Genomic DNA, 17,071 nt, shown 5'->3' on the forward strand with positions numbered 1-17,071 from the left:
TGACAGAAAAAGGAGGAGAATCATGGCCGATTTTTCGATCGTTATCGTTTTTCTCTCCGTGTTAATTGGTGTAAGCATCGTTTTGCTGTTTTCCAATAAAGGAAAGCATAAAACCGATAAAGGCTTTCAATTCGTTTACTACAAGTTAAGCTACCGAAGAAGAATGCTAAGAGACCTGATAACCTTGCCTTTCGCATTGCTTTTCGTAGCTGGTTTCTTTTACACGGCCGATATTCGCGATTCGAGAACCTTTATCGCTTTTGCTGTGCTTTTCACGGTCATTTATGTTACTTTTTTTGCTTATAATTTTATGATGTGGAAAAAGCACGAACAGCATGGATAATCTTGGTTTAATTTAAAAACGGCTTAATCAGGAGGTCTTTTTATGTCAGCACCCAAAGCAAGCAAAACAAACGCCATGCGCAAACTCGACGATCTGGGAATTGCGTACGAGGTGTTCAGCTACGATAACGAAGACGGACAGATTCACGGCACGGCCGTCGCGGAAAAGGTCGGACTCTCGCCGGAAACGGTCTTCAAAACGCTGGTCGCGCATTCGGGCCCGAACGGCTTCGTTTTCGTGATTCCGGTCGGCGAAGAGTTGGATTTGAAAAAAGCGGCCCGTACCGCAGGCGAAAAAAAGATCGAAATGCTTCCGCTCAAAGAACTGCAAAAATGGACAGGCTATGTGCGCGGAGGCTGTTCGCCGATCGGCATGAAAAAGCATTTCCCGACGTTCATACATGCCGGCGGCGAGGCCTTGGAGCACATGGCAGTCAGCGCGGGCAAGATCGGGCTTCAAATGAAGCTTGCTCCTCGCGGTCTGGCCGAAGCGGCTCAGGCCTCGTTTGCGGATCTGATCAAGTAAGATTGCATCTTGCCATCCGAAGCAAAAAGAACCGATCCTTTAGAAAAGAAGGATCGGTTCTTTGCCGTTCATCAAGACTTAATTCAAGAAACCTTCCAGCGCCTGCGTCGGCTTGCCGTCGGTTCCCCAAGCGCCTTTGTTGTATCCGCCGTTGTAGCCCGGAGGCGCTTCCGGTTCCCAATAAAAGACGCCTTTGCCGCGGCCGTTCGGGATATTGCGAATTTTCTGCTTGATATCCGAAATAAAGCTTTTGGTCGCAGCGGCTTGATTATACTCCAGTCCGATCTCGGTAACGATGACGTCTTTGTTGTACTTGGCGATGATATTGTTGGCGTTCGCCGCCGCTTGATTGACTTTGGTCTGCCAATCGGACGCGCTCGGATACAACGACATCGCCACCATATCGAACGTTGCGCCGTTGTTGATCAATGCGCCGATGTTCCATTCGAACAGTGCCGAATCATGGCCGCTGGCCAGATGCACGATCGTTTTGGTACTGCTGCTGACCGATTTGACCGCGTTGTTGCCCGTGTTTACGAGCCACGCGTAATTTTTCATCCCGCCTTGGGAAGCACGGCCGTCCGGCCACAGCATACCGTCGCTCGTCTCATTGCCGATTTGCACCCAATCCGGCGTCACGCCTTTGTTTTTCATCGTATTCATCACGTAGACCGTATGGTTCCATACGGCGTCCATCAATTGGGTAAAGTTGAAATTTTGCCATGCGTAAGGCTTGGTCTGCTGACCGGGATCGGCCCAAGAATCGCTATAATGAAGCGTCAGCATGACGCTCATCCCGAGCTTTTTTGCGCGCGCCGCGAGATCTGCCGCTTTTTCCGCATTCAAGTATCCGTTTTTGTAGTCGCTCATGTTCGGATTGACCCAAACGCGAATACGCACGGAATTGATTTGATAATCGTCTTTGAGAATTTGCAGAATGTCTTTTTGCTTGCCGGTTTTGTCTTTCCAGGTCTGACCTTGGGCTTCGAGTCCGGCTACCCAACTGATGTCCGCGCCTTTGGCGAATGCGGGCGCGGCGGCCGAAGCGGTGTTCGGAGCGGCGACACTCCACGTCGAGATCAGCAAAACGGCGCACAACACCGTCAACATTAGGGTTCTGATCGGCTTTCTTGTCTCCATTCTATCCCTCCTGGTACCTTGAAAACTTATAATCAGAGGATTACGTTTGTATGAAACGCACACGCTTTGGGTGCTTTTCAGACGAGCGTAACCTTACTTTTAGCGTTGACAAGGTATGGGTTGAAAAACTCGACCGGAAGTCGTTCGGACGCACTTCCGGCCGGCGATCATTTCGCAGTCTGTCCGGCCAATGCCGCAAAAGACTTCAACGCTTTTCCTTCAAAATCGAACATCGTCAGATTGGCCCAGTTGTTCGGATGCCCCACGGACCATTCTTTTTGCGAAGGAATCCAAGCCGGCTCCCAGTAATAAAATCCTTCGCCCAGTCCATTCGGCACAGCATGTACGATAGAGATCAGTTCCTCCAGATAACGCTGTTGCCCTTCGACTGTCGGCGGGTATTCCGGCAGCGGGAGCAACCCTTCTTTGCCGTTCATCACCCATTTCGACCCTTCCGGTTCTTCCAGCGTCCACGGATAAGCCGTCTCGACCACGTTGATCGGTTTGCCGTAACGGGCGGCCAGATCATGCAGGTTACCGCGCAAATCGTCCAGCGTTCCGTGCCACCATGGATAGAAAGATTGACCGATCACGTCAAACTTCACTTGAAGCTGCTCGAAGCGGTCGAAAAATTTGATGCTGGACGCATTGTCGCCGCCCCGATCGATATGGATCATGACGCGAATATCCGGGCTTGCCGCATGCACGGCTTCGATGCCCCGTTTGACCAATCCGGCAAATTGTTCCCACTGTCGGTCGTTGTCGTAAGCTTCGCCGTCCACTTTGCCTTCGTTCCACAGCATGCCGGGCGTGATCTCGTTGCCGACCTGTACCATATCCGGCAGCGCGTTTTCTTTTTTCAACGCCTCCAGCACTTCCGCCGTATAGTCGTAAACGGCTTGTTCCAGCTGCTCATACGAAAGATCTTCCCAAGCTGCCGGTTTCCATTGGTTCGCGGGATCGGCCCACTTGTCGGAGTAATGAAAATCGAGCAAAAAATGCAAGCCCAGTCGCTTGATCCGTTTAGATATTCCGACCGTACGCTCCAAGTTGCAGAAGCCGCCGACCGGATCGTTCCAAATACGCAGCCGCACGGCATTGACGCCTTTTTCCTTGACCAGCCCGAGCAGTTCGCGTTCATTGCCCTCTTCGTCGTAATAGCGTCCTCCGCCGTGCTCGATTTCATCCATGAAAGACAAATCCATGCCGACCCAAAAATCCTTGTTTCGAATATTCAAGATTCTATTCCTCCATCTGTCCGTGTATACGCATGCGAAAGGCTTACTTTACGCTGTCGTACCATTCGTTGACTTCCTGCGTGATTTGTTCGCCGCCTCCTGATTGCCAGGATTGCGCGAACGCATCGAACGCATCGACCGGACTTTTCCCGTAAATGATTTCGTTGAATACTTGATTCTCCATTTTATTCAGATAATCGAGTTTGGATTTCATCGTCTCGGTAGTCGGTCCCGTAAACATGTTTTTCTTGGAGATCTCTTCCTGGCTCAGCAGAACTTTGGCCGCGGCAGGAGTCTCCGGCCCATAGTTGAGCGCGACGTCTTTTTCCATCTTGCTCACCGGTTCTTCGCCGTCCGCCAGCTTCAGCAGCGCCTTCATCTGGGCATCCGGAATGCGGGCCCCGTCATGAACGAGCAGGTACAGCGTAACGTTGACGTAGGCGCCGTCTTTGCTCTCTTCGCCCGGAATCGGCTGTCCTTGCGCATCCAACTCGTAGTCGTAGCCTTCGAACAGACCGTAATCGTACGGGCTTCCCGGCGCCGGGTCCGCGTAGTTGTCGAATAAATAGTTTTGATACGTGAAAAACGCTTCCGGATGCGCCATGTCTTTTTTGATCAAAATGACGCCGTTGGAAAATTTCGTCCCGTGGCGCATGGCGGTACCGTCCGGACCTGACGGAATCGCGATCGGTTTCCATACGGCATCCGGCACGTTTTGCTCGGTGTCTTGAAGCGGCCATCCGCTCATCCAATACGGCCCCGGAATGATGCCGGCCGTTCCGGCCACCGCGGGCTCTGCCGTTTTGTTCGCATCCCATAAAGCCGCTTCCTGAGGAATATATCCTTTATCGAGCCAGTCTTTGATTTTGACGAGACCTTCTTTCATCGCCGGGTTGACCGATCCGTATTCCAGCTTGCCGTCCTCGCCCATGTTCCACTGCTGCGGCAGCGTGCCGTAAGCGCCGAAAATCCAGGAAGGGTCGCCCATCCAAGTGTTCATCGTCGTTTTGAACCCGATGCTGAGCGGAATCACTTTATCCGGCGCCAAGCCGTCGGGATTGTCGGTTTTGAAAGCCTCCATGACCGTTTCCAGTTCATCGATCGTTTTCGGCGCTTGCAAGTTCAACTTGTCCAGCCAGTCTTGACGAATCCACAGCAGGTAGTCGTTATTGTAAGCGTAATCAAGAATCGGGATCCCCATTCGTTTGCCGTCGCGCGTATACGGGTTCCAAATATTCGGGTCGAGCTCCATCGCTTTTTTCCATGTATCCGAAGCATATTCATCGAACAAAGGTCCCGCTTCCTGGTACATGCCGGAGTCGATCAAATCCTGCGCCAACAAATCGTCGCCCACGGTCACGATTTCCGGCATTTCCTGTCCCGAAGACATCGATAATCTCATCTTCGTCGTGAATGCGTTGTTCGCGTCCGTTACCGACCAGAGCGATTTGATGTCGATGCCGAACTTTTCCTTCGCCCACTTGGTCGCGACGTTGTTTTCGATCGTTTCTCCGTTTTTGAATTCGGCGATCGGATTGATGCCCCAGGCGGTGGTGATCGTCACCGGCGGATCATAGCTCTCTTTGTATACGTTTTCAACTTTCGGCGAATCGCTGCTTTCCGCCGTTTCGCTGCTTGTTCCTCCGCCGCCGCATCCGCTTAATGCCAAGCCGGCGCATAGCGCCAGAAGGCCCCCTTTAATTCCCCATCGTTTTGTTCCCAATTCTTCCCCTCCCTAAGTTTTGAGATCGCTTCCTTTTTATTGTAGAGGGGAAAAGGCTTGGCGGCCTATGTCGCATCTCCAACATTTCTGCACCTTTCGCAACCTTTTAAAGGCGGCGGAGGAAAAGTTTCGTTTCGGTCGCGTGTTGAACTAGAGAAGCCTGATTGGAATTTTATATGGGGCTTCTCTAGTTCAAAGGCGAACGCTATCGCTCCTACACTGAAACTCTTCCTCCGCCTTTCCTTAATCCTTTTTTATTTAAAAAGAAAAGATTAATACGAAATACTTTTGAAAAAATGTACAGCGCACTTTTTCAGTAGAAAGAGACCGGGACGTTCCGTCCTGGCCGATAGACCGACAAAGATCTTACTCCTTACAAAAAAGCGAAAAGCGGAGGGAGAAATTCAGGTTAAAACGCCTTTGAACTCGGATCTTCTTGAATCTGCCTACAGTATCCGAGTGAGACAGCGTTTTAAAGCATTTCGAAGAAATGCACTTCGGAAGCATATGCTGGAATTTATCCCGCAGCGCCCAAGCTTTCCCCCACCTGCATAGAAAAAAGACCGGAACGAATGGTTCCGGTCTCAAAGGATCGAAAGTCTACTCCAGGTAGCCTTTCAGGATTTTGCTGCGGCTCGGGTGGCGGAGTTTGCGCAGTGCTTTAGCTTCGATTTGGCGGATCCGTTCGCGGGTAACGCCGAACTCTTTTCCGACTTCTTCGAGCGTACGGGCGCGGCCGTCTTCCAGACCGAAGCGCAGACGAAGCACGTTTTCTTCGCGCTCGGTAAGCGTATCGAGTACCTCTTCAAGCTGTTCGCGCAGCAGGCCGGCTTCCGCGAACTTGGATGGTGCAATCGCTTCTTTGTCTTCGATAAAGTCGCCGAGCTTGGAATCTTGTTCATCGCCGATCGGCGTCTCGATCGAGACGGGATCTTGCGCGATTTTCATGATGTCGCGGATTTTCTCTTCGGTCATTTCCATCGCTTTTGCCAATTCTTCGACGGAAGGTTCGCGGCCGAGTTCCTGAAGCATTTGACGCGAGACGCGCATGAACTTGTTCATCGTCTCGACCATGTGCACCGGAATACGGATCGTTCTGGCTTGGTCGGCCAGAGCGCGGGTAATCGCCTGACGGATCCACCAAGTCGCATAGGTACTGAATTTGAAGCCTTTGGTATGGTCAAACTTTTCTACGGCTTTGATCAGGCCCATGTTGCCTTCCTGAATCAGGTCGAGCAGCATCATGCCGCGTCCTACATAACGGCGGGCAATGCTTACGACGAGACGCAAGTTCGCTTCGGCCAATCTTCTTTTTGCTTCTTCGTCTCCTTGAACAATGCGTTCCGCCAGGGAAATTTCTTCATTTGCGGACAAAAGGGGCGTGCGTCCGATTTCTTTCAGGTACATGCGTACCGAATCGTCGCTTCCCGCGCCGGTTAGAACAGCTTCTTCCGGAATCTGAGCGGACTCGGTTTCCATATTTCGATCCATCTATAGTTCCCCTTCCTTCCAGAAATTGAGGGTTGACTCCCTAATAAATCGTTCTAAAAATTATTTGACAATAAAATCAATCCGTGCTATGATTTTAATATATTTGTTTATAACAACTAAATTACGGACAGCTATTAGTATAACATCTTTCTCGATGGAAAGCAACCGGGAAAGATGTTTTTATTATGTTTAATGGCATTCTTTACGATTAACACAAAAAACGCTTTTCGAATCCTCAAGGAGACGAAAAGCGTTTTTTTATTTTTACGAAGTTCAAGTGATCGTAACTTTGCGATCGATCAGCCTGGTCGTGATCCAAATGCAAAAAGCGGCAATGAATAGTTCGAAACCGAACGACCATGCATGGATGCCGACACTTTCGTTACGGAAAGACAAATTGGATTGGTCTTCGATATAAAATGACCGAAACATCGAATGGTTTTGTCCGCCGAGCAGGCTATTTTCCACGCCGGCGATCACGCTGAGCACGACCACGATCAAAATCAGGGCGATTAGGCTTTTCCCTTTGATATTCAAACTTTCCGTGAACGCCGTAACCCCTAACAGGAGCGTCGTCAAAAACAACGTGCTCCACAACATATTGAACGGAATCGCGAGCGGCACGAAAGCCGCCCCGGAAACCGTTATGCTGCCGGACTGCTCGAGACTTCGCAAAATCCCGCTCGCGTCATAATAAACGAAATGCAGCCCTGCGATCGCCATCAGCGACAAGACAAGCAAAGTCGCGTACAGCAGCTCCGACAAAACGTGATGAACGCTGCCCAGAGGAACCAATCGGCGGCCGGCCGAACGAATATTGCCTCGGAAGCTGTTGCACACCGCAATCAGAATCAACAGACCCATAAAGGCATAGACCATAAAGCTCAATACGGCTCTGGCATCGATCGCGATGCCTGCGCGCCGTCCTGCGAATTCGATCGCCAGCAGCGCCAGAATCAGAGCGAACGCGCCTCCCAGCAGCATGAACTGATCCCTTTTCAAATCGTATTTCAACAATTTCAGCATTCGGCATACACCTCTTTGAACAGCTGATCCACGCTTTGTCCCGTCTCCGACCGAATCTGCTCCACTTCCCGGTACAGCACCAGGCTTCCGCCCCTAAGCATTATCACTTCGTCGAAGATCCGCTCGATATCGGCAATCAAATGCGTCGCCACGATCACGGTGCTGTCTTCTTCGTAGAATTCGACCAACGCGTCAAGAATATGGTCGCGGGCTACCGGATCGACGCCGCCCAGCGGCTCGTCGAGCAGGTACAGCGAAGAGCGCCTCGACAGCGCGAGCGTCAACTGAAGCCGCTCGCCCATGCCTTTGGACAGCGAAGACGCTTTGTCCCGCTTCGACAGCTTCATGAACTCGAGCATGCGCCGCGTTTTATCGGGATCGAAATCGGCGAAAAAGTCCTTTTGAAAATCGAGCGCGTCGCCCACGGTCATCCACGGCTCGTACTGCGGGCGATCCGGCATGAACGAAACGGTACTTTTGGAGCGCGCGCCAAGCGGCTCGCCCAAGACGCGCACGCTTCCCGAATCCGGACGCTCAAGCCCCGCCGCGATTCGGAGCAGCGTCGACTTTCCGCTCCCGTTGCTGCCGAGCAGACCGACGATCCGACCCGGACCGATATTCAGCGATACGTCGGAAAGCGCCGTTTTTTGACCATGCGCCTTGCTTACGGATTGCAGTTCAAGCAGTTGTTCCACGCCCGCTTCCCTCCTTTTCGCCCTGTTCGTCTTTTACGGACTCCGCCACGATTTTCACGATATTGTCGTTGTCGAATCCCAATTCCTTCATCCCGCCTATAAACCGTTGCAGCAGGTCGGAAGCCATTTCCTTTTTAATGCTCATGATCTTCTCATCCTCGCTTGTCACGAACCGGCCCAAGCCCCGCTTGCTCTCGGCTACGCCTTCCCGTTCGAGTTCCTGAAACGTCCGCTGGATCGTGTTCGGATTAATCTTCAGTTCGGAAGCCAGCTCGCGCACCGAAGGAATCTTCTCGCCGGGACCCAGTTTGCCCGTCACGATTTGCAGCTTGATGTAATTCATGATCTGCAGATAGATGGGCAGATTGTTGTCGAATTCGATAGTCACGTCTGACGTTCACACCTTTCCGCATGCCGGGACATACGCTGAAGCAGCCTGCATCGGTTTTGTTTTCCCGTACGCCGAGGGATTGTTCTTCCGATGCCTTTGCGGCTTGATCAGGCTATGTCCCGGCGTCTGAACACAGTATACCCCGCAAGCAGAAACAGCGCCACGTACACCGCCGACACCGTCAGCGAAAATCCGACCGTCATTCCCGGCAGCGGAGGTCCGCTTGTCCCGTAGACCGACAGATCGGCATTCGGAAGCAATACGTATTTATAAAAGTCTTTCTGGATCACGATCGCGCCGAACATCGTGCCGATCAATCCTGCTCCGATCGATACGCCTGACGAACGCGTCAGCACGCCGACCATAAAAGCGAGCGAAGCGTACACAAGGGAATAGATGAATCCGTATGCCCCCTGCTTCAATGCTTCTATCCACTGCTCGCCCGTACCGCCGAATCCGAAAGTAACCCCCCCTGCGATAAAAAGAACCGCGAACGAGATGACGGTCATCATCAAAATATACAAAACGACGGCCAAATATTTCGAAACGAGAATCTCTCCGCGGCTGCGGGAGCGGATAAGCAGGAATTTAATCGTGCCCTGCGCATACTCCTGAGCGACGATTCCCGCCGTAGCGACCACCGATAAAACGGTGACGAACTGTCCGGTTCCCGAAGCGCCCAGCATCCCTGCCGCATAAGCGATTCCCGATTCGATCCCCGCCACGTTTGCCGAAAACCGGTAAAGCATCACGGTCACCAACACCGTAAGCGCAGCCAGCAGACCCGGCGATACCCAAAAGCTTTTCTTTTTCGTCAGCTTCAACCATTCGTTGTGCACCAATCCCGTCATATTACGCAATTTGGTTGCCCCCCGTCCATTGCAGGAATTCGTCTTCAAGCGATTTTTTCGTTTCGGTAATCCGGTATACGGCTATCTTCTCTTCCCGAAGCGCATCGATCAGCATCGGCATATCCGCGTCCGCGACTCGGCATGCCAGCTCGGATGTTTCTTCCTTGACCTCGGTCACCTGCACATGCTCCAACTTTTTTAAAACGCGCGCCGCTACAGAAGGACGATCGACGCGAAGCCGAAGCTCGGGCATCGATGTCGCATTCTTTCGATCCCCGATACGGTGCTCCGTTACCCATTTGCCGTTTTGAATGACGACGACGCGCGTGCACATCTGCTCGACCTCCGACAGCAGGTGGCTGGACACCAGGACGGCAATCCCCTCGGATTGCGAAATCCTCTTCAGATAATCGCGCATTTCGCGTATGCCGGCGGGGTCAAGCCCGTTTGTCGGTTCGTCCAGAATCAGCAGCTTGGGCCGATCAAGCAGTGCCTGAGCGATCCCGAGACGCTGCCGCATGCCGAGCGAATACGATTTGACCTTTTTATGAAGCGCTTCTTGCAAACCGAGCAGAGCGATTACTTCCATGATGCGGGCATCCGTCACCGTATCCGTCATGCGCGCCGCCTGCTTCAAATTATCGAACCCGCTCATATACGGATAAAATTCCGGATTTTCGATAATGCCTCCCACATGAACGATGGCTTGCTTGAACGCATTCCGGATACTGTGCCCCGCAATGCGGACATCGCCTTCATTGATCGTAATCAATCCCGTTATCATGCGAATCGCCGTCGTCTTGCCCGCACCGTTCGGCCCAAGCAGCCCCACGATTTCGCCGCGACGCACTTCAAACGACAATCCATCCACGATCGTCTTCTTCCCGATCCGTTTGGTCACTTGATCCAACGTAAGCACCGGTTCTTCAAGTCTTTCTTGCTGCGAGGAATCCGGATGATTCGGTTGCGCCAAATTCATAATCCCTACCTCCATGTACTAGTGTTATATTTATATAGTACACCGATACACAGAGACTGTAAACCATTTTTCGAAAAAATAAAAAAGCGTTCATATGCCTAAGGCAAATGAACGCTAAACTTATTCTTGTATCAAAATCCGATTCCCGCAGCGCCCCAGCGCCTCCTTACGAATCGGATTTCCTCCTTTTCACTGCTCATCCTTCGACAGCAGCGTCTTCAGTTCCTTCATGAACATGTTAATGTCCTTGAACTGCCGATAAACCGAAGCGAAGCGCACATAGGCCACTTCGTCCACCGGGTATAACTCTTGCATGACCTGCTCGCCGATCTGACCGCTTTCGATCTCGGCGACTGCCGTATTGCGCAAGGAACGTTCAACGCGCGAGACCACCGTCTCCAACTGCTCCACCGACACCGGACGCTTTTCGCAAGCCCGGATCAGGCCGCGCAAAATTTTATCCCTGCTGAACTCTTCGCGGCTTCCGTCCTTTTTGATCACAATCAGCGGCGTTTCCTCGACCATCTCGAATGTGGTAAACCTTCGGGCACAGCTTTCGCATTCGCGCCTTCTTCGGATCGATTTGTTTTCGTTGGCCGGTCTTGAATCCAACACGCGGGTACCGCTGTAATCGCAATAAGGGCATTTCAAAGCTTTCACTTCCTTTCTACCTGGTACCTTGTCAACTCTTAATCACAGGATTACGTCCGGTGGGCGTGACCTTACCTTTAGTGTTGACAAGGCACGGGTTCTCCGTCCGCTTCAGAACGTCTCGTAAACCTTCGTATACTGATTATAATAGTAAACGACCCGCTGTACATAGTGCCGGGTTTCTCCGATCGGAATATCCCGCACGCTTTCCAGCTTCCCGTCCCAAGTCCCTTCCTCCAGCCACTTCTTCACATTGCCCGGTCCCGCGTTGTACGCAGCCACTACCGCCAACGTATTATCGCCGAATTGGTCGGACAGATTGCGCAGGTACCAAGTTCCGATTCGAATATTCGTATCCGGCTCGTGCTTGATCCGTTCGGTCGTCGCTTCCGGCAGCTTGCCCTGTTCAATCGCCCAGGTTGCCGTATCCGGCATCAGCTGCATAATGCCGAGCGCACCGACCCGCGATTCCTTGCTGGGCCGGAAATTTGTCTCGACCCGAATGATCGACGCGATCAGAAACGGATCGATTTCATAAGAGTCGGACTGCTCACGGATTTCTTCCTTATAGCCGATCGGATACACCCAGGACATCCATCCGCTATTGAAAAAGAGCGCTCCCAGCACCAAGACGAACAGCGGCAGCACGAATCTCTTCTTCAGCATCCTCATCGCGCCACCCATTGCTCCAACAGCACCCCGACCTGACGCTGCGTCTCTTCAAGCGTACCGCTGTTGTCGATCACGAAGTCTGCCCTGCGCTTTTTTTCCTCGATATCAAGCTGGGCGTTCAGGCGTCCTTCCGCTTGTTCAGGCGCCAGCCCGTCGCGCATCGTCAAGCGCTCCAGCTGCACGGCACGCGGGACGTAGACAACGACGATCTTCTCGTACAACCCTTCCAGACCGGACTCGTATAAAAGCGGAATATCCGCAGCCACGATTCCTGTCGGGTCAGCCGCTTCCGCGGCGTCGACCTGTCTGCGAATCTCTGCACGGATGGCCGGATGGACGATCGCATTGAGCGCTTCGCGTTCTTCGGGCCGGTTGAAAATATGCTCCGCCATCCTCCGCCGATCCAAGCCGCCTTCCGGCAGCAGGAACTCCGGACCGAATCGATCGGCTACGGCAGCCAAAAGCGGTTGCCCCGGGTTCATCACCTCGCGCGCAATGATGTCGGCATCGACGATATGAACGCCTTGTGCCGCCAACATGTTAGAGACGGTGCTTTTCCCCGTCGCAATGCCGCCGGTCAATCCGATTCTCATGCTTGATGTCCTCCTTCATGCGGCTTCTGGCAAGTCGGACAGTAGTGGGTACCTCGCCCGCCTACCACAATACGCTCGATCGGAGTGCCGCAGGTATGACAAGGCTGTCCTTTGCGACCATAGATTCGGTGCTGATCCTGAAACGAACCGGATTCGCCTTGACCGTTCACGTAGGACTTCACCGAAGAGCCGCCGGCAGCGACCGCTTCATTTAAAATATCCACGATGCAGCGATGCAAACGTTCCAGTTCCGGACGACTCAGGCTGCCTGCCGCTCTTTCCGGATGCAGACCTGCACGGAACAACGTCTCGTCCACATAGATGTTCCCGATACCCGCCACAATCTCTTGATTGAGCAGCACCGTCTTCAGACGAGTCTTCTTCCCTTCCAGCTTCGCACCCAGGGCATCTGCCGTAAACTCCGGCACCAAAGGCTCGAGACCGAGCTTGAGTAGCGGCGCGCCTGCAAATTCCTCGCCGGCAGGCAGCAGGTCCATCGTCCCGAACTGCCGAACATCGCGATAGCGAAGCTCCGTACCGTCCGTAAAGTGGAAAATGACATGGGTATGCTTTTCGACCGGATCACTCGACGCGTACAGCCCGTAGCGGCCTTCCATGCGTAAATGGGACACGATGACCCAACCGTCCAGATTGAAACGCAAAAACTTTCCGCTGCGCTCGATATTGCGTACTTTTTGTCCTTCGAGCAGCGCGGCGAACAGCAGCGGGTCTTCCGGGCGACGAATGATGCGCGGCAAAGACACGGTAACGCGCTCGATCGTTTTGCCCGTAATGAGCGTATTCAAAGTTCGTCTGACTGTTTCGACTTCTGGTAATTCCGGCATGCTTTTATCACCTTTCCGTATGGCAACCGGGTTATCCGGCAATGCGATTATTTCGCTTCGTACCAGTTGTCGCCGAAGCTGACGTCCGCCTTCAACGGCACGGACAGCTTGAGCGCGCCTTCCATCGTTTCCGGTAGAAGTTTCTTCATCAGTTCCAATTCGTCGGCCGGCACTTCGAATACCAATTCGTCATGCACTTGAAGCAGCATGCGGCTTTTCAATCCGCGCTCGGCAAGCACCGCGTCGACCTGAACCATCGCAAGCTTGATAATATCCGCGGCAGTGCCTTGAATCGGGGTGTTCATCGCGGTACGCTCGGCGAACGAACGCTGCGCGAAATTCCGATTATGGATATCCGGCAGATAACGACGGCGTTCAAGCATCGTTTTGACGTAGCCGTCTTTTTTCGCTTCTTCGACGATATCGTGCATATATTGTTGAACGCCTTTGAAAGCGGCGAAATACTGCTCGATAAACTCGGCGGCTTGTTTCCGCGTGATGCCGAGATTCTGCGACAGTCCGTAATCGCTGATTCCGTAAACGATGCCGAAGTTAACGGCTTTCGCCGAACGGCGCATGTTGGAATCGACTTCTTCTTTTTTCACGCCGAATACGTCCATCGCCGTTTTCGTATGAATATCCATATCGTGCAGGAACGCTTCCTTCAATCCTTCGTCGTCCGAAATATGCGCCAATACGCGAAGTTCGATCTGCGAATAGTCGGCGGCAAGAATCGTCCAGCCCGGCTCCGACGGAACGAAGGCTTTACGGATTTTGCGACCTTCCTCCAGACGAATCGGGATGTTCTGAAGGTTCGGATATTGGCTGCTCAGACGTCCTGTGGCGGTCAAAGCCTGACGGTAATACGTATGCACCTTGCCGGTCTCCGGACGAATTTCTTTCAGCAGGCCGTCGATATACGTCGATTGCAGCTTTGCCAATTGGCGATACTGCAAAATGGTCCGCACGATCGCATGGTAAGGCGCCAATTCCTCCAATACTTTCGCATCGGTCGAATAGCCGGTTTTGGTCTTCTTTTTCACGGGCAGACCCAATTTATCAAACAGGATTTCACCCAGTTGGCGCGTCGAGTTGATGTTGAATTCAGTTCCGGCATGCTCGTAAATCTCGCCTTGCAGACGTTTGATTTCAACTTCGAATTCGCTGCCCAATGCTTCCAGGTCGTCCGGATTGACGGCGATTCCCTGCTTTTCCATATCGGCCAGAATGCGCGAGAGCGGCATCTCCAGCTTGTAGAACAGATCGTTCATTTCGAAGCTTTCCAGCAGCTCGCGCTGCTTCGGAATGATCGCTTCGAGCGCTTCGACTTTGCGTGCCGAATGAGCTGCGAGCGTCTCGACGTCCGGCCACGCGAACTTGGTCAGACGGCCGTAGACCGCTTCGTCCTCGGCCAACGTCGGCAGTTCGTATTTGACCGCAAGGCCGCTTACCGTCGTCGCCGTTTCCGTCGGATCGATCAGATAAGCCGCAAGCTGCGAATCGAATGCCGCGCCCGCGAAATGAACGCCGTTCCAATGCAGCGCCAGATCGGTGCGGTGCAGGTCGTAGCCGCTTTTCGGCGCGTCGGCGTTTTCCAGCCAATCCAGCACCGGCGAAGCTTTCGGCGAACGCAGCAGCTCGAACGGCACGTAATAATACCGATCTTGCCCGTGAAGCGTCAGTCCGGCGACCTCGGCGTGATGCGGGTTATCGCCGTGCGTTTCCGCATGCAGGACGCTAACGTCCGGCAGGAATTCGATCAGTTCGCCCAGCGTGTCTTCGTCCACGATCCGTACGTCGAGCGGCGCACGGTCTTCCGCTTTCGGAGCCGGTTCCGCGAACGGATCTTCGTCTTCTTCGCCCGCGTAAGGGATTTTTTCGATCAATGAATTAAACTGAAGCTTGCGCAGGACGGGTTCCGCCGTTTCGCGGTTCGCCCCGGCGTAAGCAAGCTCGTTCCATTCCAGCGGCAGCGGGACTTCGCGGAAAATGGTCGCCAGCTTTTTGCTGAGCAGCGCGCTGTCTTTGTTTTCTTCGACTTTTTCTTTTTGTTTGCCTTTCAGCTTGTCGGTATTGTCCAACAGATTCTCGACCGAACCGAATTCGTGCAGCAGCTTCAACGCCGTCTTCTCGCCGACTCCCGGCACGCCGGGAATATTATCGGACGAATCGCCCATCAAGCCTTTGAGATCCACGATCTGTGCCGGCGTCAAGCCGAAACGCTCCATGATTTGCTCGGGCCCGTGCGGCAGCACGTCGCCTACTCCCTTGCCCTTGAGCAAGTTGATGCGCACATGTTCCGATGCCAGCTGAAGTACGTCCTGGTCGCCGCTGACGATGACCGTTTCGCATTTCTCCGCATCGGCCCGATCCGCGAGCGTTCCCATGATATCGTCGGCTTCATAGTTTTCCAATTCGTATTGCTTGATGCCCAGCGCCTCGATCAGTTCCTTCAGCAAAGGAAACTGCGCGGAAAGCTCGGGCGGCGTCTTTTGACGTCCTGCTTTGTATTCGCTGTAGGTATCGTGCCTGAATGTCTTCTTGCCCGCGTCGAACGTAACCAGGATGTGTGTCGGCTTCTCGTCTTGCAGCAGCCGAAGCAGCATCAGCATAAAACCGTACACCGCGTTGGTCGGCCGTCCGTCGGCCGTCTGCAGCGGGGCGGTAATGCCGTAGAATGCCCGGTAGATCAGATTGTTGCCGTCGATCATCATTAATTTGTTCATGCCCAACCTCCGCTTTGGCGTAATCTTCGTTCCTCTATGATACCATCAAACGTCTAAAAAGCCGAATCCCGCTTATGCGAAATCCGGCAAAAAATAAGGGGGATTTTTTTCGAATGCTGCATCTTTTGCATGATGCCGGGCTGCGTTCAACGTTCATTATTTTTATCTTTTTTCTTGCGAGTACGCGCACGGCCGGCACCCATGTTCATATCGAGAATGTCCGCGGTAAGCCCTCGCTGCTTCAACCACCAATAAGTCGCTCCGGTCGAAGCCAAAATAATGCTTAACGCAAAAACATAACCGAGCGGCCAGGACAACTCCGGCATATGTTCGAAATTCATGCCCCAGATCGCTCCGAGCGCCGTCGTCGGCGTAAGGAGCACCGTATATAACGTCAAAGCTTTCATGATATCGTTGGAGCGATAATTCGTAATGTTCTCGTCTACCCGAAGCAGCGAATCGATCTCTTCGTCGTATTCGCGCTGGAGCATGCTGATTCGCTTAAGGCGCATGTCGATGATATGTTTGCAGTCGGAATCTTGCATATCTCTGCGAAACGTCTCGTCGGACGCGTAGCGCATTTCCTTGATCGGAATGATTTGCGCGTTCCAATACGTCAGATCGTTGCGCAAATCGATGGTGCGTTTGAGGATGCGTCGGTCATTTCGCCCCCGCATCTCTTCTTCCAGCGCATGCAGGCTTTGTTCGAAACGATCGGATTGCACGAAAAAAAATTCCAGAATTTCGCTTAACAGCACCAGAAGCGCATCGATCGGCGAAACGCAGGCCAGCATTGCTTTTTGTAATCCGTCCTCATCGGTGCGCGTCAGCGTCAAGTTCGTACCGCCGATTAAAATCAACACGTCTTTTTTTACGAAATAGTGCAGGAGCAGATTATTATCGCGTTTGTCAGGCGCCATGTCGAGCGACAACGTTCCGTTAAGCACGCTGTCATCCCCGGCATGCCGCGCGATCGCCAGCGTGCGGTTGCGCGTTCTCGACGTGCTTTCCTCCAGCCAATCGACGATATCTTGGTCGGCTGCATATCCGAGCCGTTCCTTGGCATCCGCGTGGTCGACGAAACGGTACCACCGCCAGTCCCGGTCTAAGCTATCTTCGTCTTCCGATCGTTTATTATGTATGCGAAGCCGATCATCCTTATCCATATCCATTCTTCCTTCC

At 53.0% G+C, this 17,071-nt stretch carries 17 protein-coding genes; 2 read left to right on the top strand and 15 right to left on the bottom strand.

Annotated elements, in window-relative coordinates; translation table 11 throughout:
- Positions 1-22 precede the first annotated feature (22 nt).
- A complete protein-coding gene (locus HRQ63_RS08005) occupies positions 23-343 on the top strand; it encodes a hypothetical protein (RefSeq protein WP_172241660.1) in 321 nt (106 codons plus the stop codon).
- A gap of 42 nt (positions 344-385) precedes the next feature.
- Complete coding sequence (gene ybaK, locus HRQ63_RS08010) at positions 386-868, top strand: Cys-tRNA(Pro) deacylase (RefSeq protein ID WP_172241663.1); 483 nt, start codon at positions 386-388, stop codon at positions 866-868.
- 78 nt (positions 869-946) lie between these two features.
- Here the strand turns inward: ybaK and HRQ63_RS08015 are convergent, their stop codons facing one another.
- From HRQ63_RS08015 to HRQ63_RS08085, 15 genes are all read right to left on the bottom strand, one after another.
- On the bottom strand, positions 947-2,008 hold the full coding sequence (locus HRQ63_RS08015; protein ID WP_229714275.1) for a glycosyl hydrolase 53 family protein: 1,062 nt from the start codon (positions 2,006-2,008) through the stop codon (positions 947-949).
- A gap of 167 nt (positions 2,009-2,175) precedes the next feature.
- A complete protein-coding gene (locus HRQ63_RS08020; protein ID WP_244966271.1) occupies positions 2,176-3,246 on the bottom strand; it encodes a glycoside hydrolase family 53 protein in 1,071 nt (356 codons plus the stop codon).
- Between the two features lie 43 nt (positions 3,247-3,289).
- Positions 3,290-4,969: a type 2 periplasmic-binding domain-containing protein gene (locus HRQ63_RS08025; protein ID WP_229714276.1), complete on the bottom strand. Its 1,680-nt coding sequence runs from the start codon at positions 4,967-4,969 to the stop codon at positions 3,290-3,292.
- Positions 4,970-5,569: 600 nt separating this feature from the next.
- Positions 5,570-6,448, bottom strand: coding sequence for an RNA polymerase sigma factor RpoD (gene rpoD, locus HRQ63_RS08030; RefSeq protein WP_229714293.1), 879 nt, complete (start codon positions 6,446-6,448; stop codon positions 5,570-5,572).
- Between the two features lie 285 nt (positions 6,449-6,733).
- Positions 6,734-7,486 carry a hypothetical protein gene (locus HRQ63_RS08035; RefSeq protein ID WP_172241666.1) on the bottom strand — a complete coding sequence of 251 codons (753 nt, stop codon included), beginning with the start codon at positions 7,484-7,486 and terminating at the stop codon, positions 6,734-6,736.
- The gene (locus HRQ63_RS08040; protein WP_172241669.1) at positions 7,480-8,181 is read right to left on the bottom strand and encodes an ABC transporter ATP-binding protein; all 702 of its coding nucleotides are present in this window, start codon (positions 8,179-8,181) and stop codon (positions 7,480-7,482) included. The genes HRQ63_RS08035 and HRQ63_RS08040 overlap by 7 nt, the downstream gene beginning before the upstream one ends.
- Positions 8,165-8,569, bottom strand: a complete 405-nt coding sequence (locus HRQ63_RS08045; protein WP_172241672.1) for a GntR family transcriptional regulator — start codon at positions 8,567-8,569, stop codon at positions 8,165-8,167. Before HRQ63_RS08045 ends, HRQ63_RS08040 begins: the two co-directional genes overlap by 17 nt.
- A gap of 110 nt (positions 8,570-8,679) precedes the next feature.
- Positions 8,680-9,423, bottom strand: coding sequence for an ABC transporter permease (locus HRQ63_RS08050; protein WP_229714294.1), 744 nt, complete (start codon positions 9,421-9,423; stop codon positions 8,680-8,682).
- 1 nt (position 9,424) lies between these two features.
- Positions 9,425-10,402: an ABC transporter ATP-binding protein gene (locus HRQ63_RS08055; RefSeq protein ID WP_229714277.1), complete on the bottom strand. Its 978-nt coding sequence runs from the start codon at positions 10,400-10,402 to the stop codon at positions 9,425-9,427.
- Between the two features lie 189 nt (positions 10,403-10,591).
- Positions 10,592-11,053 (bottom strand): transcriptional regulator NrdR, encoded by a 462-nt coding sequence (gene nrdR, locus HRQ63_RS08060; protein WP_172241681.1) that lies wholly within the window; start codon positions 11,051-11,053, stop codon positions 10,592-10,594.
- 111 nt (positions 11,054-11,164) lie between these two features.
- Positions 11,165-11,725, bottom strand: coding sequence for a lytic transglycosylase domain-containing protein (locus tag HRQ63_RS08065; protein ID WP_172241684.1), 561 nt, complete (start codon positions 11,723-11,725; stop codon positions 11,165-11,167).
- Positions 11,722-12,318, bottom strand: coding sequence for a dephospho-CoA kinase (coaE, locus tag HRQ63_RS08070; RefSeq protein WP_172241687.1), 597 nt, complete (start codon positions 12,316-12,318; stop codon positions 11,722-11,724). The genes HRQ63_RS08065 and coaE overlap by 4 nt, the downstream gene beginning before the upstream one ends.
- Positions 12,315-13,163 (bottom strand): DNA-formamidopyrimidine glycosylase, encoded by an 849-nt coding sequence (gene mutM, locus HRQ63_RS08075; protein WP_172241690.1) that lies wholly within the window; start codon positions 13,161-13,163, stop codon positions 12,315-12,317. Before mutM ends, coaE begins: the two co-directional genes overlap by 4 nt.
- Positions 13,164-13,210: 47 nt before the next feature.
- A complete protein-coding gene (gene polA, locus HRQ63_RS08080) occupies positions 13,211-15,889 on the bottom strand; it encodes a DNA polymerase I (protein ID WP_172241693.1) in 2,679 nt (892 codons plus the stop codon).
- Between the two features lie 146 nt (positions 15,890-16,035).
- Positions 16,036-17,055: a magnesium transporter CorA family protein gene (locus HRQ63_RS08085; protein WP_172241696.1), complete on the bottom strand. Its 1,020-nt coding sequence runs from the start codon at positions 17,053-17,055 to the stop codon at positions 16,036-16,038.
- Positions 17,056-17,071 lie beyond the last annotated feature (16 nt).

This window comes from Saccharibacillus endophyticus, assembly GCF_013185185.1.
GTDB lineage: Bacteria > Bacillota > Bacilli > Paenibacillales > Paenibacillaceae > Saccharibacillus > Saccharibacillus endophyticus.